Consider the following 24,909-nt stretch of genomic DNA (forward strand, 5'->3'; position numbering starts at 1 on the left):
GGGTCGGTCGGGGCGGGGTGCGGATCACCGGGTCTTCGGGGCGAGCCATGCCTGGGCTACGTCGGCGAGCAGGTTGGCCAGCACGATGGCGACGGTGCTGACCACCACGATGCCCTGCACGACGGTGAGGTCGTTGCCGATCACCGAGCTGACCGCGAGCGCCCCCACCCCGGGGATGGTGAACGTCTGCTCGATGATCACGGCGGCGCCGAGCAGCAGCGCCACCTGGGTGGCGAGTACGGTCACCACGGGCGCGGCGGCGTGTTTGAGGGCGTGCTTGCCCAGCACCGCCCGGTACCGCAGCCCTTTGGCGGTGGCGGTACGGACGAAGTCGCGATGCAGGGTGTCGAGCATCGACCGACGCAGCTGTCGGGCCACCTCCGCCCCGGCCGAGGCGCCCAACGCGATGGCGGGCAGCGTGATGTGGCGCAGCCAACCCGCCGGGTCCTCGCTGATCGGCGTGTAGCCGATGGTCGGGAACCAGCCCAGCCGGATCGAGAAGGCCAGCATCAGCAGCAGGCCGAGCCAGTAGCCGGGGAAGGCGATGCCGACGGTGGCGATGGCCCGGACCAGCTTGTCCGGCCACCGGTTCGGGTGCAGGGCGGCGAGGATGCCGGCCGGTACGCCGAACAGAACCGCGACGACCAGCGCGGCAAGGGTCAGTGCCAGGGTCACCGGCATCCGTTCCAGGATCAGCTGGGTCACCGAGTCGTTGTTGAAGATCGAGTTGCCGAGGTCGCCCCGGACCGCGTCGGTGAGCCACCGCCAGTACCGCACCGGCCAGGGCTCGTCGAGGTTGAGCCGGTCCCGGGTGAGAGCGATCTGTTCTGCGGTGGCGTTCTCCCCGGCGATGCGGACCGCCGGGTCGCCGGGGACGAAGAGCGCAATGCCGTGCACCACGAGCGTGACGAACAGCAGCAGCGGCACCATGGTCAACAGGCGCCGGCCGACGAGTCCGATCATGACCTCACCATGCCTGGTCCGGGTCGTGCCGGGTGGGCGGCCGCGGCCGCCCACCCGGCACGACGACGATCAGTCGGCGACGCCGACGCCGGGAAACTCCAGCTTGCCGGAGAGCCAGTTCTCCAGGCCCACCACCTTGTCGCTGTACGCGACGTTGCTGTACGGGAAGTAGAGGACGACGTCGAGGGCGTCGGTGGTGATCTGGGCCGACAGTTGTCGGGCCAGTTCCTGCCGCTGCGTCTCGTCCGTGGTGGCCAGCAGGTCCTGGTAGAGGGCCGTCACCTCGGGCGTGGTCACCTTGCCCGGGTTGGCGAAGCCGTTCTCGGCGAAGACCAGCCCGACCGTCTGTGACGGATCCGGCCGACCGGTCCAGTTGATCGCTCCGGCGTCACCCTGGCCTTCGACGTAGAACGAGTTGGCGAAGTTGACCGTCTGGGTGATCTCGACGTTGAGACCCACCTCCAGCAGCTGCGCCTGCAACGCCTCGGTCAGCTGGGTGTACGCGGGGGCGTTCTGGTTGATGAACTCCAGGGTGTAGCCCTCGGGTACGCCGGCCTCGTCGAGCAGCTGGCGGGCCCGCTGCGGATCGTAGGGGTACAGGTCGGCGACGGACTCGTCGTGGGCGAAGTATCCGCTCGGGAACGGCTGGACCGCCGGTTCGCCGAGGTCGAACAGCAGCCCGCTGACCAGGTCCTCACGGTTGATCGCATGGTTGATCGCCTGTCGCACCCGCACGTCGTCGAGGTACTCGCGGGACAGGTTGAGCTGCAGGTGGTAGAACTGCAGCACTGGGGCGGAGTCCACCACCAGACCGGCCGACTCGGCTGCGGCGACGTTCGCCGCGTCCAGGATGGTGGCGTCGATCGAGTCGGTCCGCAGCGCGTTGAGCCGCTGCTGGGAGTCGGTGATGCTGGTGAACTCCATCCGGGCGGCGGCGGCCGCGTCCGGGTCCCAGTAGTCGGGGTTGCGCTCGTATGTCGCGCTGGAGCTCGGCTGGTACTCGGTGACCCGGTACATCCCGGTGCCCACCGGGTTGCGGGCCAGGTCGGCGTCGAACGCCGCCGGGCTGGCGATGGCTCCGGCACGGTCGGTCAGGATGTAGGGCAGGGCGCTGTTGACGGCGTTGAGGTTGAGGTCGACGTGTGTGTCGTCGACGATCTCGACCGAGTCGATGACGGCGAGTTCGCTGGCGACAGCCGACCCCTCCACCGTCTTCGCCCGGTCGATGTTGGCCTGCACGGCGGCGGCGTCGAAAGCGGTGCCGTCGTGGAAGCTGACGTTGTCCCGCAGGGTCAGCGACAGGGTGAGCCCGTCGTCGGAGAAGGACCATTCGGTCGCCAGGCCAGGGACGAGCTCGGCCGACGAGTTGAGGTGGATGAGCCGGTCATATACGGGAAAGAGCCAGACGTTGTTGCCGGCTCCGGGTGACTTGTGCGGGTCAAGGGTGTCGATTGGCAGGGTGTCTGCGAAGCGGAAGGTGGCGTCGGGGTTGGCCGTGGCGCCATCCGAGGGACTACTGTCCGTGTCCGGGTCGCCGCCTGACGAGCAGGCGGCAGTCAGGATCACCGCAACGCCAATCACCGCCGCGTGACGCCACAACCTGGTGTGGGCCTTCTGCATGCTGGCCTCCGTCGACGTCTTCGTTGGTGTTGACGAAGCCTTGCACTTCACGTTTGTTAACGCAAGAGGTCGACGCTGAAACAAGCCCGCGACGAACGGCCGACCACCAGGCCCCGGACGCGCAGGCATGGCCGGCATCGGCCGGCGAGGGTCGAACAGCCCCGGGTTCAGCCCGGCGGGTGCCGCAACACCATCAGGACCGGCGAACGAACACCGCCGCGGGCTCCGTCGCGCGGGACCCGGCCACGACCGGTCAGCTGGTCGCTCGCAGATGCCGACCGGACCGCCGCCCCGACTCCGTCATCGCGGCGACCAGGTCCTCCCTGGCCCGGGCGACCCGGGACCGAATGGTCCCGACCGGGCAGTCGCAGACCTCCGCGGCCTCGGCGTAGCTCAGCCCGAGCACCTGGGTCGCCACGAACGCCTCCCGGCGGTCGGCGGCCAGGCCGGCCAGCAGCTGACGCAGCGCGACCGCTTCCTCGAAGCGTGGCCCGGCGACCGCGGCTTCGGCCACCGCCTGCCAGTCGGCCAGATCGGCGACCCGGGGCCGCACCACGACGGCGCGGATATGGTCGACGGCGACCCGTCGGGCGATGGACAGCAACCAGGTACGCGCGGTGGACCGCCCAGCGAAGCGCGGCAACGAACGCATCGCCCGCAGAAACGTCTCCTGGGCGAGGTCCTCCGCCTCGGTGGCGTCCACCAGATGCGCCAGGAACCGCTGCACCTGACCCTGGGTGGCCCGGACGAACGACGTGGCGGCCGCCCGGTCACCGTCGCGCGCCGCCAGGGCCCAACGGGTGATCTGGGCGTCGTCCGGTGCGGCGTGCGGCATGGCTGAAAGGGTATCCGGGAAGCCTCCCCCGCCGTAGTCCGCCCCGCCCGGCGGTGCCTGCCCGTCGGACGCCACCCCGGTGGGAACCGTCCCGGCGGGCGGGCCGACTATTGACATGTGGGGTGCGTGGACTTTCGTGAGCTGCTGTCGGCCGAACTCGACGGGGAGACCGACGCCGCCGAGTCGGCTGCGGCGCGGGACCATCTGACCGGCTGCGCCGGGTGCCGGGACTGGTACGCCGACGCCACGCTGGTCACCAACCTCGCCCGGCGTACCGGCCCGGAGCCGGTCGGCGCCGTCGACGAATCGGTGCTCGACGCGCTCGCGCCGCCCCGACGGCTGACCGCCGCCCGGGTCGCCCTGCTGCTGCGGTACGCCCTCGGTGTCCTCGGAATCGCGCAGTTCCTGCTCGGCGCGGCCCAGATCGGCGGCGTCGCCGACGGCCATCTGCATGTGCCCGATCCGGTCGGTGGAACCGCCCCCAACCACCTGTGGCATGAGTCCGCGGCCTGGAACGTCGCACTCGGCGCCGGCTTCGTGTGGATCGCCGTCCGGCGCACCCGGCCGGCCGGGATGCTGCCGACCCTGACCGCGTTCGTCGCGGTGCTGGCACTGCTGTCGGTCAATGACGTCATCACCGGCCGGGTCGACTACCCTCGGCTGCTCAGCCACGGCCTGGTCGTCGCCGGGTACCTGCTCATCCTGGCGCTGCGCCGGCGCGGCGGCGACCCGGACACGTCACCGGGCAACGCTGGCCGTACCCGGTCACGCTGGCGCGTCGAACTCGACGACGAACCACCGGCGGTCAACCCGACACCGTTGCGGGTGGTCCGTGGCGGCGCGGCGAGCATCCGCCACCGCCGGGACCGGGCGGCCTGACCCGCCAGCCCTGGTGCCGTTGATCTGACAACCCGGCCGGACAACCTCCGCTCCCCCTGACGGGACATGGTGACGACGGACCTGCCTCCAGCTTCGTCCGGGAGGCATCCGCAACGACACCACCGTCCCGCAACGGTCAGGGAGCAGTCATGCCGGCCACCCCGCCCGACGAGCGTCCGACGAGCGCCCAGATCGTCAGCCGGTACCTCGCCGGAGCGCCGATCCGGCGGATCGCCGCCGAGCTCGGCGTGTCGTACAGCTACGTGCACCGGCGACTGCACTACTCGGGCGTGCCCATCCGCAGTCGCGGCGGACGCCGCCCGGATCCGACCGTCCATGCTGACCGTACACCTGAGTCTGAGCACAGCGCGGTGAGCGCCGATCAGGACACACTGGACTAGGCCGCGACGCGTACGGCTAATCGTCCTGCCTGGGTCCTAGACTGACGGACGTACCTCCTCCGCCCCTCGAGATGACCACCCGGTCACCGATCACATTGGTCAGAGAGCCACCATGGTTGACTGCCGAATCCGGCTGGATCCGCCAGGCCGGCTCGTCGCGGAAGGTGCCATGCAAGTGTCCGCTTCACCGCTACACGACCAGGGAGACAATGGTGACTTCCCGCAGCCGACGAGAGCACATACTCCACCGGGCTGGCGCACTGTTCGCCAGCCGAGGAGTCGCCGGCACGACCGTCCGCGAGATCGCCGACGACGTGGGCATCCTCTCCGGTAGCCTCTACCACCACTTCGAATCCAAAGAGGCGATGGTCGACGAGATCATCTCCAGCTACCTCGCCGACCTACGCGCCCGCTACCAGCAGATCCTCGACGGGCCGGACGGACCGGACGACCAACTGCGGCAGCTCATCCGTGCCTCGCTCGAGTGCGCCGCCAGCCACCCGCACGCCACCGAGATCTACCAGAACGACGCGAACTACCTGCGTGGCCTGCCCCGGTTCGGCTACCTCAAGGGCGTCGCCAAGGAGGTGGAGAGCGTCTGGCTCACCGTCATCGACGCCGGACGCCGGGACGGCACCCTGCGCTCGGACATCGACCCGAAAACCTTCTACCGGCTCACCCGCGATGCCGTCTGGCTGACCGTGCGATGGTTCAGGCCGGGCGGCAAGTACTCGCTCAACCGGCTGATCACCGACTGCACCACCCTCTTCCTGGACGGCATCGCCGCACGCCGCTGATCAGCGGCGCTACGGCCGGCCCGGCGATGCCTCGCGGTCCACTGGGTGGTTGAGCAACGCTCCCACCCGCCGCTGCAACTTCGACGCCGGTCGGCCGATCCAGCCCCAACGTTCCACTGCAGACACTTTCTTTAATGAGTAGCTGATGGACGTTCGCGTCCCGACACAGCCTCTTCGCGCATCCTAGGAAGCTGGGTTGCATTCCCTTGCCCGCCGATGCCATCCGCGCCCGACCGACGTCAGCCACCCGCGAAAAGTCACGGAGAGTCGTCAGGCCACTTCGCCAGGGCGATGTAATCGCGCGATCAACCATCAGGCTGGTACGTCGGCGCACGCCAGCGACGAGGTCCAGCGGTACGGAGAAGCACGACAGTGCGTGATCCTCGAAAACGTGTTCACACCGAGTCACGTCGATCCGGTCCTCGGCAACGCGGCAGGAACGGTGCGATATCCGGCGGAGCGGCCGACCATCTTTCCTGATCGTCGGAAAGACGACGCGACTCGGCCTCCCTACCCCCTGGTCCGCAATATCCGAATAGGCACCAGGCATCGACCCCTGCCGCACCCGGTCATCGGGGAAGTATCGTCGGCCGAGCAACGTCACGACCTGTCCCGGCGATCAGAGGCAGTTCCCAATAATGCGGTACGAGTTCCGGTGAGCGGCACGGGCCGCAGCTCGCGCCTGCCACCAGCCGGTACGGCGCGCACCGTGACGGCGTACCAACGAGGTGATCCGATCTGGATCCACCGTACCGGGGCCTGGCGGCCCGGAGTGGTGCTCAACCTGTCCGACACCGCGGTCACCGTCCGGTACCGGGTCACCGGCGCGGAGGGCACCGGCGTGGACACCGTGGTGCTCGGCCGCCCCGAACTGGCGCCCCGCGCCGACCGGCGGCCACCACCCGAACCCGTGCGTACCGCCCTGGCGGTGAGGTCCGCGACCGTGCCGGTCCCCCCGAACGGACGCACTACGACACCGACCTGCCGTCCGGAACGCGATCCGCCCCGGCGTCCCCAACGCCAGCCGGCAGCACGCGTCCAGCCTCAACCGGCCGGTCGACCCGCCCCGCCGGCCAGTGGGCACATGGTCGATCGACGGGTCTCCGACGGGGTGGTCGAGCTGCGGGTCCTGGTCCGCTCGCCGGGTGGCCGGCCCGCCGAGTTGCCGCTGCGCTGCGCCGTGGACCGGCGTACCGGCACGGTCGCACTGCGGCTACCCGACGGCCGCACCGGACAGTTCGACCTCACCCTGGCGCGGGCGGCCAGCATGATCCTGCACGAAGCGGTACTGGCCTGCCTCGACCCGCAGGAACTGCGTCTCTGGATTCAACGGTGACCACGACCGGCAGCCGCGCCGCTGTGCTGGTCCGCGGAGATGACCAGTTGCGCCCGGCCCGGTTCCGCCGAGGTCACCGTCACGGTCAGCGGACCGACCCCGGCCGTCTGTCCGACCGGGATGTAATGGGGCTGTCCGGCGTAGACCACGGTCACCGATCCGGCGACGAGATCCCGGAATTCCATCTGGTGGTCGAAAATCTCCACACTTGCAGTTTCGGTTGTTTTGACGGCCACCGTACAACTGTTGTTGCGGCATTTCGCGCTGGTCGCGCCGCAGGCAGTCAGACACAGCAGTAGAACAAGGAGGACCCCGGCATGTCGGGCCGTTCGTGACGGGCGCATGCCATCGACGATCACATCTGCCCACGACGATCGGACCTGACCAGTCCGTAGATGGCACTTTACCGGGAGACGGCCGGGCGATCACGGGAGACGGCCGGGCGATCAGCCGACGACAAGCAGCAGGACGACGCTCATCACCGACCCCACCACGCCGACCGAGCCGATCACGGTCGCTGCCAACGCCCTGGCCCGCTGACCTGGAACCCGTCGGCCCGGACCCGCCAGAACGATCGCCGCGACAGCGGGTACCGCGCCGGCGCCGTAGCAGGCGGCGAACGGCAGCGACACGACAGCCATGATCAACGCAGCAGAGGTACGCCGGGCCCGGGCCCGGTCGGCGACGGACGAGCCGACGGCCGGCGTACGAGGATCCCAGTGGAACCGCCGCGGCAGATCGGTCAGTTGCGCGACGAGCTCCCCCGACGTTGTCGCCGCGGTCGCCCCGACCAGCCGCCGCTCGTACTCGGTGAGGTCCAGATAGCCCTCACCGAGTGCCCGGGCGAGCAGTTCGACGACGTGGTTGCGCTGCGCGTCACCGACCCGCTCGTCACCGACCCGCTCGTCACCGACCCGCTCGTCACCAGCCCGCCTGTCGACCCCGTCGCCGCCTTCCACAGTGTTTCCGAGGCTACCCCATCTGACGGTCTGGGCAGGTCACGCTGGACCAGCGGGCCGGAATCCCGCATCATGGCTACGTTCGGTACACGATCCGACACGGATGGCTGACTACGGGGGTCCGTCGGCATGACGCCCAGGGGTGGCGGGACGTGGCCGCTGCTGGTGGTCGCGGTCGCGCTCGCCGCGCTCGGCGCGGCGAGCGGCGGGATGCTGGCCCTGACGTACCGCCCCATCGGGCTGGCGTACCTGGACGTGCTGACCCGTTGCCCGCCCTCGGCCAGCGACCCGGCGATGTGCCTGACCGAGGCGACCTGGGCCGTCGGCGCGCTGATGACCGCAGGAGCGGCGATCGCGCTCGGCAGTGGGCTGGCCGGGACGCTGGTCACGACGGTGTGCGCCCAACGCCGGATCGCCCGGCTCTCCCCGGCCCACCCGATGGCCGAGGCGCGTTTCGAGGAACTCTGCCGGCAGCACCGGTTGGTCGGTTCCGACCGACCCCGGTTGCGCATCGGCGGCCATCGGACGGGCAGCACCGCCGGTCCCGGCCAGCGGGCGGCGGTCGTGCTGCCGGCGGCGGCGGTCCGTCAGCCGTTGGTTCCGGTGGTGTTCGACCCGCTCGTCCGCGCCGAACTTGACCGGATCGCCTCGGGCCGGAGCGCTCGCCGCGCCGTGCTGCGCGGCTGGCCGTGGCTACTGGCTTCAGTGAGCGCCGCACTGGCCGCGGTGGCCGCGTTCACCGGCACCGCGTTCACCGGCCCGGGGCCCGGCACGCCTGCCGGGTCGACGACCCGCGTGCTGCTGCTGACCGCCGCCGTCGCCGGCCTGACCGTCGGATTACGCCGCTGCCCGGGCGGGACGCGCGGTGCCCGGACAGTGGCGTGGTGCGCCGTGCCAGCCGCCGGGGTGATCGCCGGTGCGGGGGGCCAGGCCGGGGCGTCCATCCTGTGGCACCTGGCACCGGCCGCTGGAGATCGGCTGGTCGCCGGTGCCGCACTGGCACCCGCCCTGCTGGTCCTGGCCGGTCTGCTGCCGGTGCTGACCGCCGGACGGCCCGGCGCGACTGGATCGCCGGGCGCCGCTGCCGTCCCGGCGACGTTGGCCGGAGTCGTCGCCGGTCTGCTCGCTTTCCCGGTGGGCACCGCGGCCGCGCCGGGTCTCGCCGCGCCGCTGCTGGTGCAGCCGTCGCCCGCCGTCCCGGACGGCGGATCCGACCTGCGGGGAGCCGACCCGCGCGGCGGATCCGATCCGCAGGGATCCGACCCGGACCGCGCCCGCCGCGCGAGTCCGGGTGGCCCGAGGACCGCCCGTCCGGTCCCGATCGACACGACCACGGCGAACCGGGCCGCCCGAGCCGTCGAGCCGGTGCTCGGCCCGGCGTGGCGGGCGGATCCGCTCCCGGCCCCGCCACCGGCCGGGAGTCGACCGGCCGGCTGTCAGCCATCGATCGTCGACGACTATCTGCGCCGCGTCGCCGCTGGACGTACCGGCCAGGGCGTGGCGCGCTATGCGACGCGGGCCGCACCGGGCAACGGTGGGCTCGGCCGGACCACCCTGCAGATCGACGTCGTGTCGTACCGGCCGGACGCGATGTCCTCGGCACGGCCGGTGGACATGGTCTTCGCCGCGGTCGAACGGGCCGGTGCGGCCTGTCGGGAGTTCACCGACGGACGGTCCGGGCTACGGGTCCAGTCGCTGCCCCGCGCGGCACCGGCCGTCGGCGACCGCGCCTGGCGGATGGACCTGGTGCGGACGCTGGGCCGCGGTGCCGGACGGGTCACCGCGACGACCGCGCTGGCTGTCATACAGGTCGATACCACGCTGGTCGTGGTGGCGATGACCGCGTCGCTGGCCGTCGTCGACGGGGAGCTGTTCGAGCAGGCGATGCGGCGGACGGTGGCCGAGCTGGTGGCCGTGCGGTGAGCCGGGTCCGGCTCGTCTGGTCGGGCACGTCACGTGGTCAGGGCGTCACCGGGACGGTCCGTCGCCAGGCGTCGATGATCTGCACCGGCCGCATACCCTCGGCGAGGTACAGGCGCAGCGCCGGCCGCCGAGGGTCGGTGTCGACGTGCAGGAAGGTGCCCCGCCGCTGGTCGGCGGCGTCGGCGACGAACGCCCGGCGCAGCAGCAGGCGACCCAGACCACGCCCCTGCCATTCGGGTCGGACCGCGAGCAGCCGTACGTAGCCGCTCTGCTCGTCGGCCACGAAGGCACGCGACCGCAACACCATCGCGGCCGGGACGCCGTCCAGGTACGCGACCTCGCCCAGCGACCAGTCATGGTCACTGTGCGACTCGAGATGCCCGACCCAGTCGGGGTAGGCCTTGGCCGCGAAACCGAAGTGGTCGGCGAACGCGGCCTGGTGCACCGTCCATGCCTGGTGACGGGCCTCGGGATCGTCGCCGGTACCGCGGATCCGCACGCCGTCGGGCTCCCCGGGGTCGGCCCTCGGGCTCGCCGGGTCGTGCGGGACGAACAGCCGGTTGAACACGGTCGCCACCGAGAAGCCGAGCTCGGCCAGGCGTCCGGCCGTGGCGGTGTCCTCCCGGTAGCAGCCGGCGTCCAGCACGGCGCGGGAGTGGCCCAGTTCGGCGGCGATCGCGACGGCGCGGCGTTGGACCTGGTACCAGAGCCAGTCGCCGACCGCCGGCTCGGTGTCGAGATGGTACGCGTCGATGTCGACGGCGTCGCTGCTCCCCTTGCGGCACGCCCAACCCCAGCCGACCGCTACGCCACCCGGGTCGTGCACCAGCCAACCGTCCCGCGTCGGGTCGAAGTCCGGGTCGGTGAGGTCGTCGGCGACCTCGTCGAGGGTGCAGTCGGGCCGGCCGATGACCGCGGTGTTGCAGGTGGCGATCAGCTGGAAGACGGCGGGTGCGTCATCGGACCCGGCGGGCCGCCGGGTGTATCCAGCAGGAAGTGACGGAGCCTCGGTGGTCGCTGTCATCGGGCGATTGTCGGGCAGGCCGCCACGCTGGCACGAGCGAATTTCGGCTGACCCGGCAAAACCAGATTCGGGCTTATAAGGGGAGCTTGAGATGCTTAGATGCTTATGTCGGTTATTGGCTTTTCGTCTGGAAAGTGGGAGACATGGCGAACACACCGGTGGTGATCGTCGGCCAGGGGTACGTCGGCCTGCCCGTGGCGATGCGCGCCGTAGCGGTCGGACACCTGGTGGTCGGGCTGGACACCGACGCCGAGCGGATCCGGATGCTGCGCGCGGGCACCTCGTACGTCGAGGATGTCACCGACGCCGAGCTACACGCCGCGTTGGGCAGCGGCCGATACACCGCGACCACCGACTACGCCGCCGCCGCAGGATTTGACACCGCGGTGATCACCGTGCCGACGCCGTTGCGTGACGGCGCACCCGACCTGCGGTACATCGAGCAGGCGGCCCGGTCGCTCGCCGAGCGGCTCACTCCCGGCGCGACCGTGATCCTGGAGTCGACGACCTACCCCGGCACCACCGACGAGTTTCTCCGGCCACTGTTGGAGAAGGGCAGCGGCCTGCAGGCCGGGCTCGACTTCCACCTCGGGTACAGCCCGGAGCGCATCGACCCGGGCAACCGCGAATGGACCTTCGTCAACACCCCGAAGGTGGTCTCCGGGATCACCCCCGAGTCGTTGCGCTCGGTGCAGGCGTTCTACGACGGTCTGGTGGACCGGACCGTGCCGGTCGCCGGCACCCGGGAGGCCGAGACCACCAAACTGCTGGAGAACACCTTCCGACACGTCAACATCGCCCTGGTCAATGAACTGGCGGTGTACGCGCACATGCTCGGCATCGACATCTGGGACGCGATCGACGCCGCCAGCACCAAGCCGTTCGGCTTCCTGCGGTTCACCCCCGGCCCGGGCGTCGGTGGGCACTGCCTGCCGGTGGACCCGTCCTACCTGTCCTGGGAGGTCAAGCGGACCCTCGGCCGCAACTTCCGGTTCGTCGAACTCGCCAACGACGTGAACAACTACATGCCGATGTACGTCGTGGAACGGTTGACCAGCGCGATGAACCGGCGCAGTCGGGCGTTGCGGGGCGCGCGAGTGCTGCTCATCGGGCTGGCGTACAAGCGCAACAGTGGCGACTGTCGCGAGTCCCCGGCGGTCCGCGTCGCCGAACTGCTGCACCTGGCCGGCGCACAGCTGCACGTCGTCGACCCGCACCTGCGCCCGGAGCAGATGCCGGCCTTCGTACAGGCGGTGCCGCTCACCGTCGACCAGGTCGAAGCCGCCGACGCGGTGGTCGTGCTGACCGACCACGACGGCATCGACTACTCCCTGCTCAGCGATGCGCCGCTGGTGCTGGACACCCGCCGAAGGCTGGCCGCCACCGCCGGCGCGGAACTGCTGTGACCCGCCCCCCGCCGCCTACGTAGGCGGCGGGGGGCGCTGACCTGGTCAGCTCGTCGGGGCGTGTTCCCGCGCCCGGGCCGCCGGTGCCACCGGCGTCGGGCGACCGGCCATCCGGACGGCACGGTAGAACATCGCCCGTCGGGGTGCCACGACCTCGGTGCGGTAGCCGCGGGACCGGACCAGACCGGCCGCCGCCACCTCGACCATCCGCTGCGGCTGGATCAGCAGCCGCCGGACCACCTCGGCCAGCGCCGCCGGACCACCGGTGGTGACCAGGCAGTCCGCCTCGAACAGGTCCGGCTGGTCCACCGCCGCGACGGCGACCACCGGCAGGCCCCGGGCCATCGCCTCGACCACTACCGGGGAGGGCGCGCCGACGGAAGCCGGCGACACGAACACGTCGGCGGCGTCCAGCCAGGACCGGATCTCGGCGGCGGGACGCTCACCGGCGATGACGACCCGCTCGGCCAGTCCCAGCCGGGCCGCGCGGCGTTCGAGCCGCGTCCGGGACCGGCCGTCGCCCAGGTGCACCAGGTCCACCCGGATGCCGTCGTCAGCCAGTCGACGCATCGCCGCCAGGACGACGTCGACGCCGTGCCGGGAGCGGTCGAGCGTCCCGGCCGAGACCAGCGTCACCGGACCGCCGGGCGCCGCCGGTTCGCGGGGCTCACCGACGAACGCGTCGGCCCGCAGGTCGACGTCCGGGTAGTCGGCGGCGACGGTGTGCGGACCCGGCGGACATCGCAGCTGCAGCGAAGTCCCGGTGGTGTAGGCCACGGCGGTGGCGTCCCGACACTGCTCCCGCAGCTGGCGCACCGCCCGGTGAACGCGCCAGCGGCGCACCGGGTACGTCACCACCGGACCGTCGAACATGTCCTGCGGGTCTGCGACGACCTCGACCGCGTAGCCACGGTGCCAGCGACGCAGGATCGGTACGAGTAGCCCGGCGGCCGGTGACGGGCTCCGCAGGATCACGGCGTCGACGTCGTCGACCCCGTACCGCAACGACCGGCGCAGCGCCGCACGACCCGGCAGCAGGCCGCGGGGCCCGCGACCGTACGGCAGCGGCCAGATCTCGACGCCCGCGCCGTCCACCCGCGACGCGCCGTTCGGCGGCAGTGGTACGTCGGCAACCTCGGCGAGCAGTCGGACCCGGTCGAAGGCCGACAGGTACCGGGTCCAGAAGGCGTGCGCCGGCCCGTTCACCGTCCACACGGCGCCGTCCGGTGTGCGTTGGAACCGGGTCCGCGTACTGACCGCGACGGTGCCCATCGCGGAACCTGGCGAGTTCTCCACTGTGCTCCCCATCAACCGGTAGTCAGAGTCAGCTGCCGGCACGGCGCCGCCGACAGCGGTCCGTGCAGATCAGCCGACCGGCGCTGCGGCCGGCCGGCGGCGGGACACCGGCTGGCGCCCGCCGGTCGTCTCGACCAGGTCGGCCACCACCCGGGCGCAGTCTCCGCTGTCGAACCGCTGCTCGATGTGGTCCCGTGCCGCCGGTGAACGCCGGGCGAGCCGACCGGACCGGAACTCCGCGTGTGCGCCGCGCAGCGCGGCGGCGAGGGCCTCCACGTCACCGGTCGGGACCACCCAACCGCTGTCCCGGTTGACTGTCTCCGGCAGTCCGCCGGCGTCGGACACGATGGAGGGCACCCCGCAGGCTCCGGCTTCCAGCGCCGCGCCGTGGTTCTCCGACCGCGACGGGCTGACGCTGACGTCCGCCGCGGCGTAGTACTGCCGCACGTCGATGACTCCGGCGAACCAGTCGACGGTCGGATCGGCCGCCACGTCGAAACGTCGCAACAGCTCCCGCCGGTGCTCCTCACCGGCCGCGTCCCAGCCCTCACCCACCAGGATCAGCCGGGAACGGGGACAGTCGCGGGTGAACGACCGCCACGCCGCCAGCAGCACATCGTGACCTTTGATGCCGGTCCCCCGGTGCACCATCGACTTGGGTGCGTACGCGTACGCCGCCATGACCGCCACGAAGACGTCTGCCGGTAGGCCCAGCCGCCGACGTGCGGCGGCCCGGGTGGCGGCGTCCACCGGGCGGAACAGCCGGGTGTCCACCCCGTACGGCACGGCCGCCAGCGCGTCCTCACGACGGGCCATCGACCGGTAGAGGTCGGCGGTGTGTGCACTGCCGGCGATGACGAGATCGTCCAGCCGGGCCAGGAAGCGCTCTGCGGTACGGATCGGCGTCGACTCCAGAAAGAGCGGACCGGGCACCATGAATATTCTGGCGACGTCGAGCCCGAGCAGGCTCAACCGGACCGCCAGCGCCGCGTGGTAGTGGTGGTAGTGCACCACTTCAGGGCGCAGCCGACGCAGCAGCCGACGCAGCGACCACAGCTGCGCGGCCGTGGCCAACGTCGGGCGGAACCGGAACCGGAACGGCGAGTCGATCATCGGTACCCCGGCCCGGTGCAGCTGTTCGCGCAGCCGGCCCGGGCCGGCGGGCAGCACCACGATCACCTCGTTGCCGCGCCGGCGCAACTCCTCGACCTGGGGCACGATCCACCGGCCGCCCTCAGCTGTCTTGAGCATCACGACCACCCGCATGCCCGATGCCTCCCTCGATACCGACGGCACCCGCCGCGACCGCCAACGGACCCTCATCGCGCGGGCACCCCCTTGACCACCGCGCCGGGCGGCACGTCACGTACGACACACGCGCCGGCGCCGACCGTCGCTGCGGCACCGACCCGGCGGCCCTGAAGAATCGCCGCTGTCGTCCCCACCAGGACGCCCTCGTCCAACGTGCAGGATCCGGAGACAGCCGCCAGCGGTCCCACCGAGCCGTAGTCCGCGACGGTCGTGTCATGGCCGACCACGCCGTTCTGGTTGATGTGCACGTGCCGGCCGAGCGTCACGTCGGTGGTCACCCTGGCACCGGCGAACAGCACCGAACCCGCGCCGATCCGGCTGTCCGGACCGACCGTGGCGCTCGGATGGATCAGGGTGGCGGCGACCAGCGGGGCCGCCGCCGGCCGGGCGGCGTCGATCCGCCGGCCGACCGCACGGCGGTACGCCGGCAGGCCGATCCCGATCACGTACGCCGGCGGATCGCCCTGCCCGGTCAGCCAGTCCACCGCGCCGAGCAGCGCGGCGCCGAGCCGGTCGAGGCGGTCCTTGTTGGCCGGGCTGGGATCGTCGTCGACGAATCCGACCACCCGCCACGCCGGTGCCGGACCGGCCCGGTTGATGGCCTCGACGATGCCGAACACCTCACGGCCGTGCCCGCCGCAGCCGACGATCACCAGGTCCTGGGCGCTCATCGGCCGCTCCGGTCGCCGTCGAGGAACGCCTCGATCGCCGCGAGCACCCGGCCGATCTGCTCGTCGGTCAACGACGAGCCGCTGGGCAGGGCCAGTCCGGTCGCGAAGAGCCGGTCCGCAGCGCCGGTGAGGATCCGCGGCGCGGTGGCGAAGACCGGCTGCCGGTGCATCGGTTTCCAGACCGGCCGGGTCTCGATCCGCCGGTCGGTCAGGTAGCGGCCCAGGTCGGCGGCGTCCCAGCCGGCCTCGGCCGAGTCGACGACGATCACCGTGAGCCAGGCGTTGCCGCCGAGATCCGCCTCGTCACCGAGATCGCCGAGCAGCCGCACCCCTGGGACACCGGCGAAGGTCTTCGCGTACCGCTGACGGTTCTCCCGGCGGTGGGCGACCATCGAGTCGAGACGGCGCAGCTGGGCCCGGCCCAGCGCGGCGAGCAGGTTGCTCAGCCGGTAGTTGTAGCCGATGTCGGTGTGTTCGTAGTGGGCCACCGGCTGGCGCGCCTGGCTGGCCAGGTAGCGGCACTGCTGGGCGATCTCCACGTCGTCGGTGACCACCATCCCGCCCCCCGAGGTCGTCATGATCTTGTTCCCGTTGAAGGAGAAGACCCCGGCCCGGCCGAAGCTGCCGGCGGGACGACCGCGCAGGCAGGCACCGAGCGCCTCCGCCGCGTCCTCCACGACCGGCAGGCCGTACGCCGCGCACAACGGGACGATCTCGTCGTAGTCGGCGCAGCGGCCGAACATGTCGACCGGCACCACCGCGCGTACCGGCGGCTGGCCGGACTCGCGCCGGGTGAGCGCCTCGGCCAGCAGATCGACGTCGACGTTGCCGGTCCGTGGGTCGCAGTCGACGAAGACCGGCTGGGCACCGGTGTAGACGATGGCGTTGGCGGTGGCGACGAAGGTCAGGGTGGGTACCGCCACCGCGTGTCCCGGCCCCACCCCGAGGGCCAGCAGGGCCAGGTGCAGGCCGGCGGTAGCCGAGTTGACCGCGACCGCGTGAGCGACGCCGACGCGCCGGGCCATCTCCTGTTCGAAGGCGTCCACCTCCGGGCCGGACGGGGCCACCCAGCCGGAGCGTAGCGTCCGGACCAGGAACTCCTCTTCGAGCGCACCGACGTCCGGCGGGGACAGGTAGATCTGCTGGGTCATCGCGCGGCTCCGGCGAAATGTCCTGGCCGCGGGCTAGGCTGACCTGGTCGTGGCCGGGTCGGTGGCCGCGACCGACTGGCCGGCGCGGTCCGGCGGCCGGTCGCGGACACACCGGATTGGCTGGCGTTGATGACCACTGATCGGTTCACCATCCTGTTCGTGTGCCGGGCGAACATCTGCCGCTCACCGCTGGCGGAACGGCTGACCCGGTACGCCGTGCAGACCCGGCTGGGCGCGGACCGGGCCGACGTCGTCGCATACAGCGCCGGCACCGAAGCGCTGACCGGCCAGCCGATGCATCCGCACACCGAGCAGGTCCTGCGGGAACGCCAGGCCGATCCGGACGGGTTCGCCAGCCGGCAGGTGGACGCCGCCATGCTGACCCGCGCGGATCTGGTGCTGACCGCCAGCCGCCGGCACCGGGCGTACTGCGTGGCGCTGGCCCCGGCCGCGCTGACCCGCACCTTCACCGTCCGCCAGTTCGGACGGCTGGCCCAGGCCGCGGTCCTGCCACCGGCTACCTCACCGGCCGACGCCGCAGGCCGGGCCAGGTCACTGGTGGCCGCCGCGGCGACCGCCCGCAGCCGGGTCCAGCCGGTCTCCGCCGAGCAGGACGACCTCGCCGACCCGGTGCTGCGGCCGGTGGAGGACTTCCGGGTATGCGCCAGCCAGATCGACCAGGCCGTCGAAGTCCTGCTGGACGTCATCACGAAGTCTTGACCGGTACGCCGACATCCGCCGTCGCCTGATCCTCGGCGGCCTCCGTGGTGTCGGGCACCGCGACCGCCTGACGCTGCCGGGCCGGACCGGCCGGGTTCGCGGACCGGCGCCGACGGCCGTGCTCGTGGTAGTAGTAGTTGTAGGCACCACTGCGGTGTGGCGTCATGTTCAACACGCAGCCAAGCAGCCGAGCGTCGACCGCGCGTAGCGCGGCGACCGCCACCTGCAGGTGCGTCTCGGTGGTCTTGGCGCACCTTCCCACCACGATCACGCCGTCCACCTGGGCGGCGATCGGTGCCGCGTCGGTGACCGGCACCAGCGGCGCGGTGTCCACGATGACCACGTCGAACCGGGCGCGCAGCGTGGCGAGCAGGTCCGCCATCTGCTGTGAGCCGAGCAGTTCGCTCGGATTCGGCGGAATGAAGCCACTGGGCAGCAGCGTCATGCCGCTGTCCCCCCAGGGCTGCAGAACGTCGTCGAGCTCGGCCTGCCCGGCGAGCACGTTCGTCAGCCCGACCGCGCCCTCCATGTTCAGGTAGGAGGTGGCCTGGGGCCGGCGCAGGTCCGCTTCCACCAGCAGCACCGAGTTGCCCGCCTCGGCGAAGGTCAACGCCAGGTTCGTCGCGGTGGTGGTCTTGCCCTCCTCGGGCATCGCACTGGTCACCACCAGGCTGCGCACCGGTTTGTCGACGTCGGCGAACTGCAGGTTGGTCCGCAGTTGGCGGAACGCCTCAGCCCGCGGTGAGTGCGCCTGCCGGCCAATGATCAGCGGGTCGCGGCGGGCCGCGTTGTCCAGCGGGATCGTGCCGAGCACGGCGGTCGCGGTGACGTCGCGCATCTGATCGACCGTGCGGACGGTGTTGTCGAGCATCCCGCGCAGCAGTGCCAGGCCGACCCCGCTGAGCAGCCCGAGGAACAGCCCCAGGCTGATGTTGCGCACCGGTTGCGGCGCGACCGGCGCCGGGTTGAGCAGCGGGCCGGCGATCACCTCGACCTTGATCGCCGGTCGGTCGGCGCCCGGGGAGGTCTCCAGCTGCTGGACCAGGCGGACGAACTCGGCGACGATCGCCTCGGCGATCTGCTCCGAGCGGTTCGGTGAGCTGTCGGTCACCGTCGCCTGCAGCAGGACCGTGTCCGGCACCGGGCGGGCGCTGACCCGCGACTGCACCTCACCGGCGGTCAGGCCGAGGCTGTGCCGGTCGACTACGGTTTCGGCGAGCCGGCTGCTGGTAAGCAGGCCGCTGTAGGACTTGACCCGCTGCTGGGAGAAGAGTCCGCCCTGGTATGCGTCGGTCACCCCCTGGCTGCTGGAGGTGGAGACGAAGAAGGTGACCGAGGTGGCGTAAAGCGGGGTGGTCCGGACATTGATCAACACGGCGGCACTGACCGCGACGGTCACCGCGGCGAGTACCCAGAGCCATCGCTTCCGCACCGCGTCGAAGTAGTCACGCAGTTCCATCGGTACGGCCTCCAAAATCCTGCTCCGTCATGGTCAGCACCATCTTGTACCAATCTGCACTGGCTAAGGAGGTTTTCTGGTCAAATAGTGGCATTACCGCAGTCTCCACACCGAATGGACGAGACCGCAGGCACCGCCGGCCGGACCAGCGGTGCCCGTACGCCGACTGAACGGGGCTGGAATGCAGACATCGACCCGACCCGCTGACACCGCCACCCGCCGCAACCGGGAACGCGCCGTCGCACCGATGTGGCTGGTGGACCTCGGTGCCTGGTGCGCCGGCCTGGTCGTCGCCGTCTGGACCCGCTACGAGTTCGCCCTCGCCGGGACACACCTCAACGGTCTGATCCTGGTCATGCTGGCCGCGATCGTGCTGCACACGGTGGCCGGCCACCTCAGCTACCTGTACCGGGACCGGTACCGGCTGGGCAGCTTCGACGAGGTGTGGGTGGTGTCCCGCTGCGTGCTGGCCACCATGGTCCTGCTGCTGCTACTCGATCTCGCCGCACCACAACGGCCGGTGCCGGCCAGCGCACCGCTGGTCGGTGGCTGCCTGGCGCTCGTCCAGATGCTCGGCGTCCGGTACCTGCGCCGGCTGCACCGGCAACGGCGCCGCCGACCCGCCGGCCGGGACATCCAGCGGGTGCTGCTGTTCGGTGCCGGCGCCGCCGGTCAGTCGCTGCTCCGGGCGATGCTGGACGAGCCGAGCGGGCGATACCTGCCGGTGGGCCTGCTCGACGACGACCCGGCGAAACGGCAGCTACGGCTCAGCGGGGTACCGGTACTGGGCAGCCGACAGGACATCCCGGCCGTCGCCGCCCGTACCGGCGCCACCACCGTCGTCGCCGCGGTCGCCAACGCCGACGCCGCGCTGATCCGGGAAGTACGCCACCTCGCGAGCCAGGCCGGTGCCCGGTTCAAAGTGGTCCCGTCAGTCGGCGAACTGCTGGAAAACGAACCGGCCGTCACCGACCTGCGCGACCCCGACTTCAGCGACCTGCTCGGCCGGCACCAGATCGAGACCGACCTCGACTCAATCGCCGGCTACCTGACCGGAAAACGGGTGCTGGTCACCGGGGCCGGCGGCTCGATCGGCTCCGAGCTGTGCCGACAGATCCAGCGGTTCCAGCCCGGTGAGCTGATGATGCTCGACCGCGACGAGTCGGCACTGCACGCCGTACAGCTGTCGTTGCGCGGCCGGGCGCTGCTGGACAGCCCGGACCTGATCCTCGCCGATCTGCGCGACAGCGACACGATCCGGCAGATCATGCGCGCCCGGCGCCCCGAGGTGGTCTTCCACGCCGCCGCGCTCAAACACCTCACGCTGCTGGAACGGCACCCGGGTGAGGCCGTCAAGACCAACGTGTGGGGCACCCAGACCCTGTTGGAGGCAGCATCCGGTGTGGAGCGGTTCGTGAACATCTCCACCGACAAGGCCGCCGACCCGACCAGTGTGCTCGGCTTCTCCAAGCGGATCACCGAGCGGCTCACGGCCTTCGCGGCCGGTGCCAACCAGGGTACGTTCCTCAGTGTCCGGTTCGGCAACGTGCTCGGCAGCCGCGGCTCGGTGCTGCACGCGTTCCTCGCCCAGGCGGCGGCCGGCAAGCCGATCACCGTCACCGACCCGGACGTGACCCGGTACTTCATGACCATCCAGGAAGCGGTGCAACTGGTCATCCAGGCAGCCGCCATCGGCCGCGACGGCGAGTCACTGGTGCTCGACATGGGCGAACCGGTGCGGATCGCCGACGTCGCCCGCAGCATCGCCGAGCAGTACGACAATCCGGTCAGGATCATCTACACCGGACTGCGCCCCGGCGAGAAGCTGCACGAGGACCTGCTCGGCGCCGGCGAGCCGGACAACCGGCCACTGCACCCGTTGATCTCTCAGGTCCCGGTGCCGCCGCTGGATCCGGTGCACGTGCACCTGCTCGACCCGTACGGCCGACCGGACGATCTGGTCGACGACCTGGCCGCGCTCTGCGCGCCGCGCCGGCCGGTGCTCAACGCCCGGCGGCAGCGGGGCACCGAGCGGGCCGCAGTGGGCGGCCCGGACAGCGCCGCCGGCCGACCGGCGCCGGACGAGCCGACCGGCGCACCGATGGCCAGCAACAACGGGTCCTCCCCGACGGTCTGACCATCGGCCGGTCAGGCCGCCGCCGAGGGGCCGGACGGCGGGTCGGCCACCGTGGCTGCCAGCTGCAGGGACAGCTCCTGCACCAGGTCGTCCATGCTCTGTCCGGTCTGCGCCCGGACCAACGTGAGCGCCAACTCGGCGAGCACACAGAATCCGCCGGTCCGGGTCGCCTCGTCGGGAAACTCCGCCAGGAGTGCGGCCGCGCCGTCGTGGTCGCCGCGTTGGCGGGCCGCGATGAATCCGGCGGCGCGCTGCGCGGCCACGAACGCCGACTCGGCGAACGCGAGGCTGTCGCCGCCACTCATGGCAGGACGATCGGGCTGCCAGCCGATTTGGCCACCTCGAACCTGGCCGCGACGTCGCTCCAGTCGACCAGATCCCACAGCCGGTCGACATAGTCCGGACGAACATTGCGGTACTGCAGGTAGTAGGCGTGCTCCCAGGCGTCGAAGACCAAGACCGGTGTGGTGGCCTGGCCTACGTTGCCGTGGTGGTCGTAGACCTGCTCGACGATCAGCCGGCGGCTCATGGGCTCCCAGGCGAGCACTCCCCAGCCGGATCCCTGCACCCCTTTGGTGGCGGTGGACAACTGCCCGGCGAACGCCTCGAACGAACCGAAGTGCTCGTCGATCGCGGCGGACAACTCTCCGTCCGGACGGTCACCGCCGTCCGGGGACAGGTTGTTCCAGAAGATCGAGTGCAGTACGTGGCCGGAGAGGTTGAACGCGAAGGTCTTCTCCAGACCGACCAGCGTCGAGAAGTCGCCCTTGTCGCGTGCCTCGGCGAGTTGGTCGAGAGCGTCGTTGCTGCCTTTGACGTACGCGGCGTGGTGCTTGCCGTGGTGCAGTTCCAGAATCTCCCCCGACATGGCGGGCTCGAGGGCACCGTAGTCGTAGGGCATGTCGGGCAAGGTGTAGACGGCCATCGTCCACCCTCCGGTCGCGGCTCAGCGGTCCCGACCAGTATGCGCTATTGCCAAGATATTGCAACTGCACTTTGACTGCGTCAGCGCCCGGGTCACCTCGACGCGCCCGGCCCGATCGTCGGCCAGACCGCCTCCACCTCGCCGCCGCGTACCGCCGTCACCTCGCCGAGGCCGGCGAACACCATGCAGACGTGGTTCGGAACCACCTGCACCCGCTGCCCGACCGTGAGCGGGCTCGGCTCCCCCGGCCCGGCCCACCGCAGCCAACCGTGCTCCTCGGAAAGCCGGTCGATCCGCCATCCGGGCAACCCCACCAGCAGCCCGTGGCCGCCGTAGGCGTCGACATGCGCCGTCGCCGGCAGGCCGTCCTGTCCGAACGTCTTCGACCCCGCGTCGATGCAGGCCCGGTGCGGCTCCGGATGACTGACCACGGTGGCGAGGACCCGCACCGCGCAGGTCGCCACGGTAGCGTTGCCGAGGGCGATCTGCCCCAGGTCGTTGAAGGCGTAGATGCCGGGCCGAATCTCGGTCACCCCAGGCTCGGCCACCACGGTCCGCGCAGAAGCGGAAGCACCGAGCGACACCGTCGACAGGGTCAGCCCGGCCGACCGGATCGCGGCCGCGGTGTCCACCACGACACCGGCCGCCTCCTGCGACCGCCGGGTCAGATCCGCACGGTCGGTCGCCGCGTACACCGAGCCCTCGTACGTCATCACCCCGGTCAACCGGACGCCGGGCAGCTCGGCGATGTCCCAGGCGACCAGTGCCGCGTCCGCCGGAGCCACCCCGCACCGACCCAGACCGCTGTCGACGATCAGCAGTACGTCCAACAGCCGTCCGACCGCGGCGAACGCCTCCCCCAGCGTCCGGGCACCGGCGACGCTGTCCGCGCCGACGGTCAGCTCACAGCGCTGCGCCAACCGCACGGCGCGTTCGGCCTTGTCCCGACCGACCAGCGGATAGGCCACCGTCATCCGGGTCACCCCGGCCGCAGCGAACGCCTCGGCCTCACCGAGCTTCGCCACACAGATGCCGTCCGCCCCACGATCCAGCTGCATCGACGCGAGCCGGGGCACCCGGTGGGTCTTGGCGTGCGGCCGCAACCCCACCTGATGCAGTTGGCACAGCCCGGCCATCTCGTCGAGGTTGCGCTCCAGGACGTCGAGGTCGAGCAGCAGATTGGGAGTCTCCAGGCCGGCCGGTACGGCGAACAGGTCCGGCGTGGCGGTCTGCGGGCGGGTATCGGTGGTCACGGCGTCTCCGGCAGTCGTCGTCGCGGTACGGGCGTCTCCATGGCCCATCCTGCCGTACCGCGACGGTCCTGCGACGACCCCGCAACGTGGTGTCACGCTCACCCGCGCGTACCGGCCACCGCCCAGGCTGACGGCCCAGCGGGCACGGTAGTGATCACCGTCTGCGGCGCGACGTCGGCGACCGTGCCACCGCCACTATCGAGAAGTACCTAGGCGGTGGAGACTCACCCCCCGACCTCAAGGTGGAACCGGAGCTTCGGTAAGGCTACCCTTCACGGAACGCGGGACGCGCCGACCGACGCCGAGGAGCAACCATGACAGACCTCGCAGAACTGCCGGTGACTGCGTCCGGACCCGGACCACGCGAAACCCGACCTACCGGAAATGCACCCCGGCTACGGACCCGGGCACTGCGGCTCGGCTACGGCCACCAGGTGGTCGTCCCACACCTGGACCTGGACATCGTCGACGGATCGGTCACCGCGATCGTCGGGCCGAACGGCTGCGGCAAATCGACCCTGCTCCGCGCCCTCGGCCGGCTGCTGCGGCCCACCGCCGGGGAGGTACTCCTCGACGGCGAGCGGATACAGCGGTTGCCGACCCGGGAGGTCGCCCGCCGACTCGGCATCCTGCCGCAGGCTCCGACCGCGCCGGACGGGCTCACCGTGGCCGACCTGGTCGCACGTGGCCGCCAGCCGCATCAGACCTGGCTGCGCCAGTGGTCCCGGGCCGATGAGGAGGTCGTCGCCCAGGCCCTGGCCTGGACCGGCCTCACCGACCTGGCCGAACATCCGGTGGACACGCTCTCCGGCGGCCAGCGGCAACGGGCCTGGATCTCGATGGCGCTCGCCCAGGGCACCGACATCCTGCTGCTCGACGAACCGACCACCTATCTCGACCTGGCGCACCAGATCGACGTACTCGAACTGGTGGACCGGCTGCACCGGGAGGGTGGCCGCACCGTGGTGATGGTGCTGCACGATCTCAACCTCGCCGCGCGCTACGCCCGCCATCTGGTCGCGATGAAGGACGGACAGGTGCTGGCCAGCGGCGCACCGGGCGAGATCCTGACTCCCGAGCTGGTCCGGGAGGTGTTCGGACTGCGGGTGATGGTCATCGAGGACCCGGCCAGCGGCACCCCGCTCGTCGTCCCACTCGCCGGGGGCGCCGCCCGCGCCTCCACCATGGATCAGAAATCTATTCCGGTGATTCGTGCCGTTACGCACTGACGGGTCGGGTCGAGGGTACTGTTTGGCCGGGAACGCGCACCGACCGAAAGAGAGACCCTCCATGGCATACCCCGTGGTCACCACTGGTGACGTCTCCCGGCTGCTGGATGACCTGGTGGACCGGGTTCCGCAGGCGCAACAGGCGGTGGCGCTCTCCCCTGACGGTATTCTCCTGGCCTGGTCCAAAGGGGTCGACCACGAGCTGGGCGAACAGCTGTCCGGTCTGGTGGCGGGTCTGCGCGCCCTCGCCGTCGCGGTCGGTCAGCACGCCGACACCGGCCGGGTTCGACAGATCGTCGTCCAGATGGGTACGGCGTTCCTGTTCATCGCCGCGACACCCGGTGGTGCGATCATCGCGGCCGTCTTCGACGCCGGCTCCGACATGGACTCGGTGGCCTACGAGGTGGCACTGTTCGCCGGCCGGGCCGACCGGCACCTGCCGGCGTTCCCCGCGCCGGAGGAGGCTCCGGAGACTGCGGTCCGCACCGCTCAGGCGCTCCTGCACGGTGGCGCACCGACGCTCGGCGCGCATGCCGCAGAGCGACACGACCTTCCGACGCGCCGCTGAGCCGGCCGGCCCCGCTCGCCGAGGCGGCGCCCCGGCCGGCGTGGAG

24 protein-coding genes are annotated in these 24,909 nt (G+C 71.2%); 10 read left to right on the forward strand and 14 right to left on the reverse strand.

Annotated features, from left to right (window positions below; all coding sequences use genetic code 11):
* Positions 1 to 24 precede the first annotated feature (24 nt).
* The 3 genes from EDC02_RS09740 to EDC02_RS09750 form a co-directional block, all read right to left on the reverse strand.
* Positions 25 to 963, reverse strand: coding sequence for an ABC transporter permease (locus EDC02_RS09740; protein ID WP_148083382.1), 939 nt, complete (start codon positions 961 to 963; stop codon positions 25 to 27).
* Between the two features lie 69 nt (positions 964 to 1,032).
* Positions 1,033 to 2,583 carry an ABC transporter substrate-binding protein gene (locus tag EDC02_RS09745; RefSeq protein ID WP_158632112.1) on the reverse strand — a complete coding sequence of 517 codons (1,551 nt, stop codon included), beginning with the start codon at positions 2,581 to 2,583 and terminating at the stop codon, positions 1,033 to 1,035.
* A 253-nt stretch (positions 2,584 to 2,836) separates the two neighbouring features.
* On the reverse strand, positions 2,837 to 3,418 hold the full coding sequence (locus EDC02_RS09750; protein ID WP_123601648.1) for a sigma-70 family RNA polymerase sigma factor: 582 nt from the start codon (positions 3,416 to 3,418) through the stop codon (positions 2,837 to 2,839).
* Positions 3,419 to 3,544: 126 nt separating this feature from the next.
* On the opposite strand from EDC02_RS09750, the gene EDC02_RS09755 reads away from it, so the two are divergent.
* The 4 genes from EDC02_RS09755 to EDC02_RS09770 all read left to right on the forward strand — a co-directional run bounded on the left by EDC02_RS09755 (position 3,545) and on the right by EDC02_RS09770 (position 6,831).
* Complete coding sequence (locus EDC02_RS09755; RefSeq protein ID WP_158632113.1) at positions 3,545 to 4,297, forward strand: zf-HC2 domain-containing protein; 753 nt, start codon at positions 3,545 to 3,547, stop codon at positions 4,295 to 4,297.
* 149 nt (positions 4,298 to 4,446) lie between these two features.
* Positions 4,447 to 4,698 carry a helix-turn-helix domain-containing protein gene (locus tag EDC02_RS09760; protein WP_123601650.1) on the forward strand — a complete coding sequence of 84 codons (252 nt, stop codon included), beginning with the start codon at positions 4,447 to 4,449 and terminating at the stop codon, positions 4,696 to 4,698.
* Positions 4,699 to 4,910: 212 nt separating this feature from the next.
* Positions 4,911 to 5,495, forward strand: a complete 585-nt coding sequence (locus EDC02_RS09765) for a TetR/AcrR family transcriptional regulator (protein ID WP_158632114.1) — start codon at positions 4,911 to 4,913, stop codon at positions 5,493 to 5,495.
* Positions 5,496 to 6,204: 709 nt separating this feature from the next.
* Positions 6,205 to 6,831, forward strand: coding sequence for a hypothetical protein (locus tag EDC02_RS09770; protein WP_123601652.1), 627 nt, complete (start codon positions 6,205 to 6,207; stop codon positions 6,829 to 6,831).
* Here the strand turns inward: EDC02_RS09770 and EDC02_RS39490 are convergent.
* Together EDC02_RS39490 and EDC02_RS09780 are read right to left on the reverse strand one after the other, a co-directional pair.
* Positions 6,822 to 7,190 (reverse strand): hypothetical protein, encoded by a 369-nt coding sequence (locus EDC02_RS39490; RefSeq protein WP_148083383.1) that lies wholly within the window; start codon positions 7,188 to 7,190, stop codon positions 6,822 to 6,824. The two genes, EDC02_RS09770 and EDC02_RS39490, sit on opposite strands and share 10 nt — an antisense overlap.
* 87 nt (positions 7,191 to 7,277) lie before the next feature.
* Positions 7,278 to 7,790, reverse strand: a complete 513-nt coding sequence (locus EDC02_RS09780; protein ID WP_123601654.1) for a DUF1707 domain-containing protein — start codon at positions 7,788 to 7,790, stop codon at positions 7,278 to 7,280.
* 129 nt (positions 7,791 to 7,919) lie between these two features.
* Between EDC02_RS09780 and EDC02_RS09785 the strand changes: the two genes are divergently transcribed.
* Positions 7,920 to 9,713 carry a hypothetical protein gene (locus EDC02_RS09785; RefSeq protein ID WP_123601655.1) on the forward strand — a complete coding sequence of 598 codons (1,794 nt, stop codon included), beginning with the start codon at positions 7,920 to 7,922 and terminating at the stop codon, positions 9,711 to 9,713.
* A 37-nt stretch (positions 9,714 to 9,750) separates the two neighbouring features.
* On the opposite strand, the gene EDC02_RS09790 is transcribed toward EDC02_RS09785, so the two are convergent.
* Positions 9,751 to 10,737: a GNAT family N-acetyltransferase gene (locus EDC02_RS09790; RefSeq protein WP_123601656.1), complete on the reverse strand. Its 987-nt coding sequence runs from the start codon at positions 10,735 to 10,737 to the stop codon at positions 9,751 to 9,753.
* 143 nt (positions 10,738 to 10,880) lie between these two features.
* Here EDC02_RS09790 and EDC02_RS09795 point away from each other — a divergent pair, with 143 nt between their 5' ends.
* Positions 10,881 to 12,143 (forward strand): nucleotide sugar dehydrogenase, encoded by a 1,263-nt coding sequence (locus EDC02_RS09795; RefSeq protein WP_123601657.1) that lies wholly within the window; start codon positions 10,881 to 10,883, stop codon positions 12,141 to 12,143.
* Between the two features lie 45 nt (positions 12,144 to 12,188).
* On the opposite strand, the gene EDC02_RS09800 is transcribed toward EDC02_RS09795, so the two are convergent.
* Genes EDC02_RS09800 through EDC02_RS09815 form a run of 4 tightly spaced genes read right to left on the reverse strand, consistent with a single transcriptional unit; the run spans position 12,189 to position 16,572 of the window.
* Positions 12,189 to 13,451 (reverse strand): glycosyltransferase family 4 protein, encoded by a 1,263-nt coding sequence (locus tag EDC02_RS09800; RefSeq protein WP_123601658.1) that lies wholly within the window; start codon positions 13,449 to 13,451, stop codon positions 12,189 to 12,191.
* Positions 13,452 to 13,508: 57 nt separating this feature from the next.
* Entirely contained in the window at positions 13,509 to 14,705 is a 1,197-nt protein-coding gene (locus tag EDC02_RS09805; protein WP_123601659.1) for a glycosyltransferase family 4 protein, read from the reverse strand.
* A gap of 53 nt (positions 14,706 to 14,758) precedes the next feature.
* Entirely contained in the window at positions 14,759 to 15,421 is a 663-nt protein-coding gene (locus tag EDC02_RS09810) for a NeuD/PglB/VioB family sugar acetyltransferase (protein WP_123601660.1), read from the reverse strand.
* The gene (locus tag EDC02_RS09815; protein WP_123601661.1) at positions 15,418 to 16,572 is read right to left on the reverse strand and encodes a DegT/DnrJ/EryC1/StrS aminotransferase family protein; all 1,155 of its coding nucleotides are present in this window, start codon (positions 16,570 to 16,572) and stop codon (positions 15,418 to 15,420) included. The genes EDC02_RS09810 and EDC02_RS09815 overlap by 4 nt, the downstream gene beginning before the upstream one ends.
* Before the next feature lie 129 nt (positions 16,573 to 16,701).
* Here EDC02_RS09815 and EDC02_RS09820 point away from each other — a divergent pair, with 129 nt between their 5' ends.
* Positions 16,702 to 17,292: a low molecular weight phosphatase family protein gene (locus tag EDC02_RS09820; RefSeq protein WP_123601662.1), complete on the forward strand. Its 591-nt coding sequence runs from the start codon at positions 16,702 to 16,704 to the stop codon at positions 17,290 to 17,292.
* On the opposite strand, the gene EDC02_RS09825 is transcribed toward EDC02_RS09820, so the two are convergent.
* On the reverse strand, positions 17,279 to 18,766 hold the full coding sequence (locus EDC02_RS09825) for a polysaccharide biosynthesis tyrosine autokinase (protein ID WP_123601663.1): 1,488 nt from the start codon (positions 18,764 to 18,766) through the stop codon (positions 17,279 to 17,281). The two genes, EDC02_RS09820 and EDC02_RS09825, sit on opposite strands and share 14 nt — an antisense overlap.
* 166 nt (positions 18,767 to 18,932) lie before the next feature.
* Between EDC02_RS09825 and EDC02_RS09830 the strand changes: the two genes are divergently transcribed.
* The gene (locus EDC02_RS09830; protein ID WP_123601664.1) at positions 18,933 to 20,888 is read left to right on the forward strand and encodes a polysaccharide biosynthesis protein; all 1,956 of its coding nucleotides are present in this window, start codon (positions 18,933 to 18,935) and stop codon (positions 20,886 to 20,888) included.
* 11 nt (positions 20,889 to 20,899) lie between these two features.
* Here EDC02_RS09830 and EDC02_RS09835 read toward each other — a convergent pair whose 3' ends face one another.
* The 3 genes from EDC02_RS09835 to EDC02_RS09845 form a co-directional block, all read right to left on the reverse strand.
* Entirely contained in the window at positions 20,900 to 21,193 is a 294-nt protein-coding gene (locus EDC02_RS09835; protein ID WP_123601665.1) for a superoxide dismutase, read from the reverse strand.
* Entirely contained in the window at positions 21,190 to 21,813 is a 624-nt protein-coding gene (locus EDC02_RS09840) for a superoxide dismutase (RefSeq protein WP_123601666.1), read from the reverse strand. Before EDC02_RS09840 ends, EDC02_RS09835 begins: the two co-directional genes overlap by 4 nt.
* Before the next feature lie 92 nt (positions 21,814 to 21,905).
* Positions 21,906 to 23,066 carry an alanine racemase gene (locus EDC02_RS09845; RefSeq protein WP_158632115.1) on the reverse strand — a complete coding sequence of 387 codons (1,161 nt, stop codon included), beginning with the start codon at positions 23,064 to 23,066 and terminating at the stop codon, positions 21,906 to 21,908.
* Positions 23,067 to 23,380: 314 nt separating this feature from the next.
* Here EDC02_RS09845 and EDC02_RS09850 point away from each other — a divergent pair, with 314 nt between their 5' ends.
* A complete protein-coding gene (locus EDC02_RS09850) occupies positions 23,381 to 24,295 on the forward strand; it encodes an ABC transporter ATP-binding protein (protein WP_123601668.1) in 915 nt (304 codons plus the stop codon).
* Positions 24,296 to 24,356: 61 nt separating this feature from the next.
* On the forward strand, positions 24,357 to 24,863 hold the full coding sequence (locus tag EDC02_RS09855; RefSeq protein WP_123601669.1) for a roadblock/LC7 domain-containing protein: 507 nt from the start codon (positions 24,357 to 24,359) through the stop codon (positions 24,861 to 24,863).
* Positions 24,864 to 24,909: the final 46 nt, after the last annotated feature.

The sequence above is a fragment of the Micromonospora sp. Llam0 genome, assembly GCF_003751085.1.
In the GTDB taxonomy this organism is placed as follows: Bacteria; Actinomycetota; Actinomycetes; order Mycobacteriales; family Micromonosporaceae; genus Micromonospora_E.

Bases quoted from the DNA above. Each gene is read 5' to 3' on its own strand.
- EDC02_RS09740 (WP_148083382.1), bottom strand. From the start codon at position 963: ATGATCGGACTCGTCGGCCGGCGCCTGTTGACCATGGTGCCGCTGCTG.
- EDC02_RS09745 (WP_158632112.1), bottom strand. From the start codon at position 2,583: ATGCAGAAGGCCCACACCAGGTTGTGGCGTCACGCGGCGGTGATTGGC.
- EDC02_RS09750 (WP_123601648.1), bottom strand. From the start codon at position 3,418: ATGCCGCACGCCGCACCGGACGACGCCCAGATCACCCGTTGGGCCCTG.
- EDC02_RS09760 (WP_123601650.1), top strand. From the start codon at position 4,447: ATGCCGGCCACCCCGCCCGACGAGCGTCCGACGAGCGCCCAGATCGTC.
- EDC02_RS09785 (WP_123601655.1), top strand. From the start codon at position 7,920: ATGACGCCCAGGGGTGGCGGGACGTGGCCGCTGCTGGTGGTCGCGGTC.
- EDC02_RS09790 (WP_123601656.1), bottom strand. From the start codon at position 10,737: ATGACAGCGACCACCGAGGCTCCGTCACTTCCTGCTGGATACACCCGG.
- EDC02_RS09795 (WP_123601657.1), top strand. From the start codon at position 10,881: ATGGCGAACACACCGGTGGTGATCGTCGGCCAGGGGTACGTCGGCCTG.
- EDC02_RS09800 (WP_123601658.1), bottom strand. From the start codon at position 13,451: ATGGGGAGCACAGTGGAGAACTCGCCAGGTTCCGCGATGGGCACCGTC.
- EDC02_RS09805 (WP_123601659.1), bottom strand. From the start codon at position 14,705: ATGCGGGTGGTCGTGATGCTCAAGACAGCTGAGGGCGGCCGGTGGATC.
- EDC02_RS09810 (WP_123601660.1), bottom strand. From the start codon at position 15,421: ATGAGCGCCCAGGACCTGGTGATCGTCGGCTGCGGCGGGCACGGCCGT.
- EDC02_RS09815 (WP_123601661.1), bottom strand. From the start codon at position 16,572: ATGACCCAGCAGATCTACCTGTCCCCGCCGGACGTCGGTGCGCTCGAA.
- EDC02_RS09820 (WP_123601662.1), top strand. From the start codon at position 16,702: ATGACCACTGATCGGTTCACCATCCTGTTCGTGTGCCGGGCGAACATC.
- EDC02_RS09830 (WP_123601664.1), top strand. From the start codon at position 18,933: ATGCAGACATCGACCCGACCCGCTGACACCGCCACCCGCCGCAACCGG.
- EDC02_RS09835 (WP_123601665.1), bottom strand. From the start codon at position 21,193: ATGAGTGGCGGCGACAGCCTCGCGTTCGCCGAGTCGGCGTTCGTGGCC.
- EDC02_RS09840 (WP_123601666.1), bottom strand. From the start codon at position 21,813: ATGGCCGTCTACACCTTGCCCGACATGCCCTACGACTACGGTGCCCTC.
- EDC02_RS09850 (WP_123601668.1), top strand. From the start codon at position 23,381: ATGACAGACCTCGCAGAACTGCCGGTGACTGCGTCCGGACCCGGACCA.
- EDC02_RS09855 (WP_123601669.1), top strand. From the start codon at position 24,357: ATGGCATACCCCGTGGTCACCACTGGTGACGTCTCCCGGCTGCTGGAT.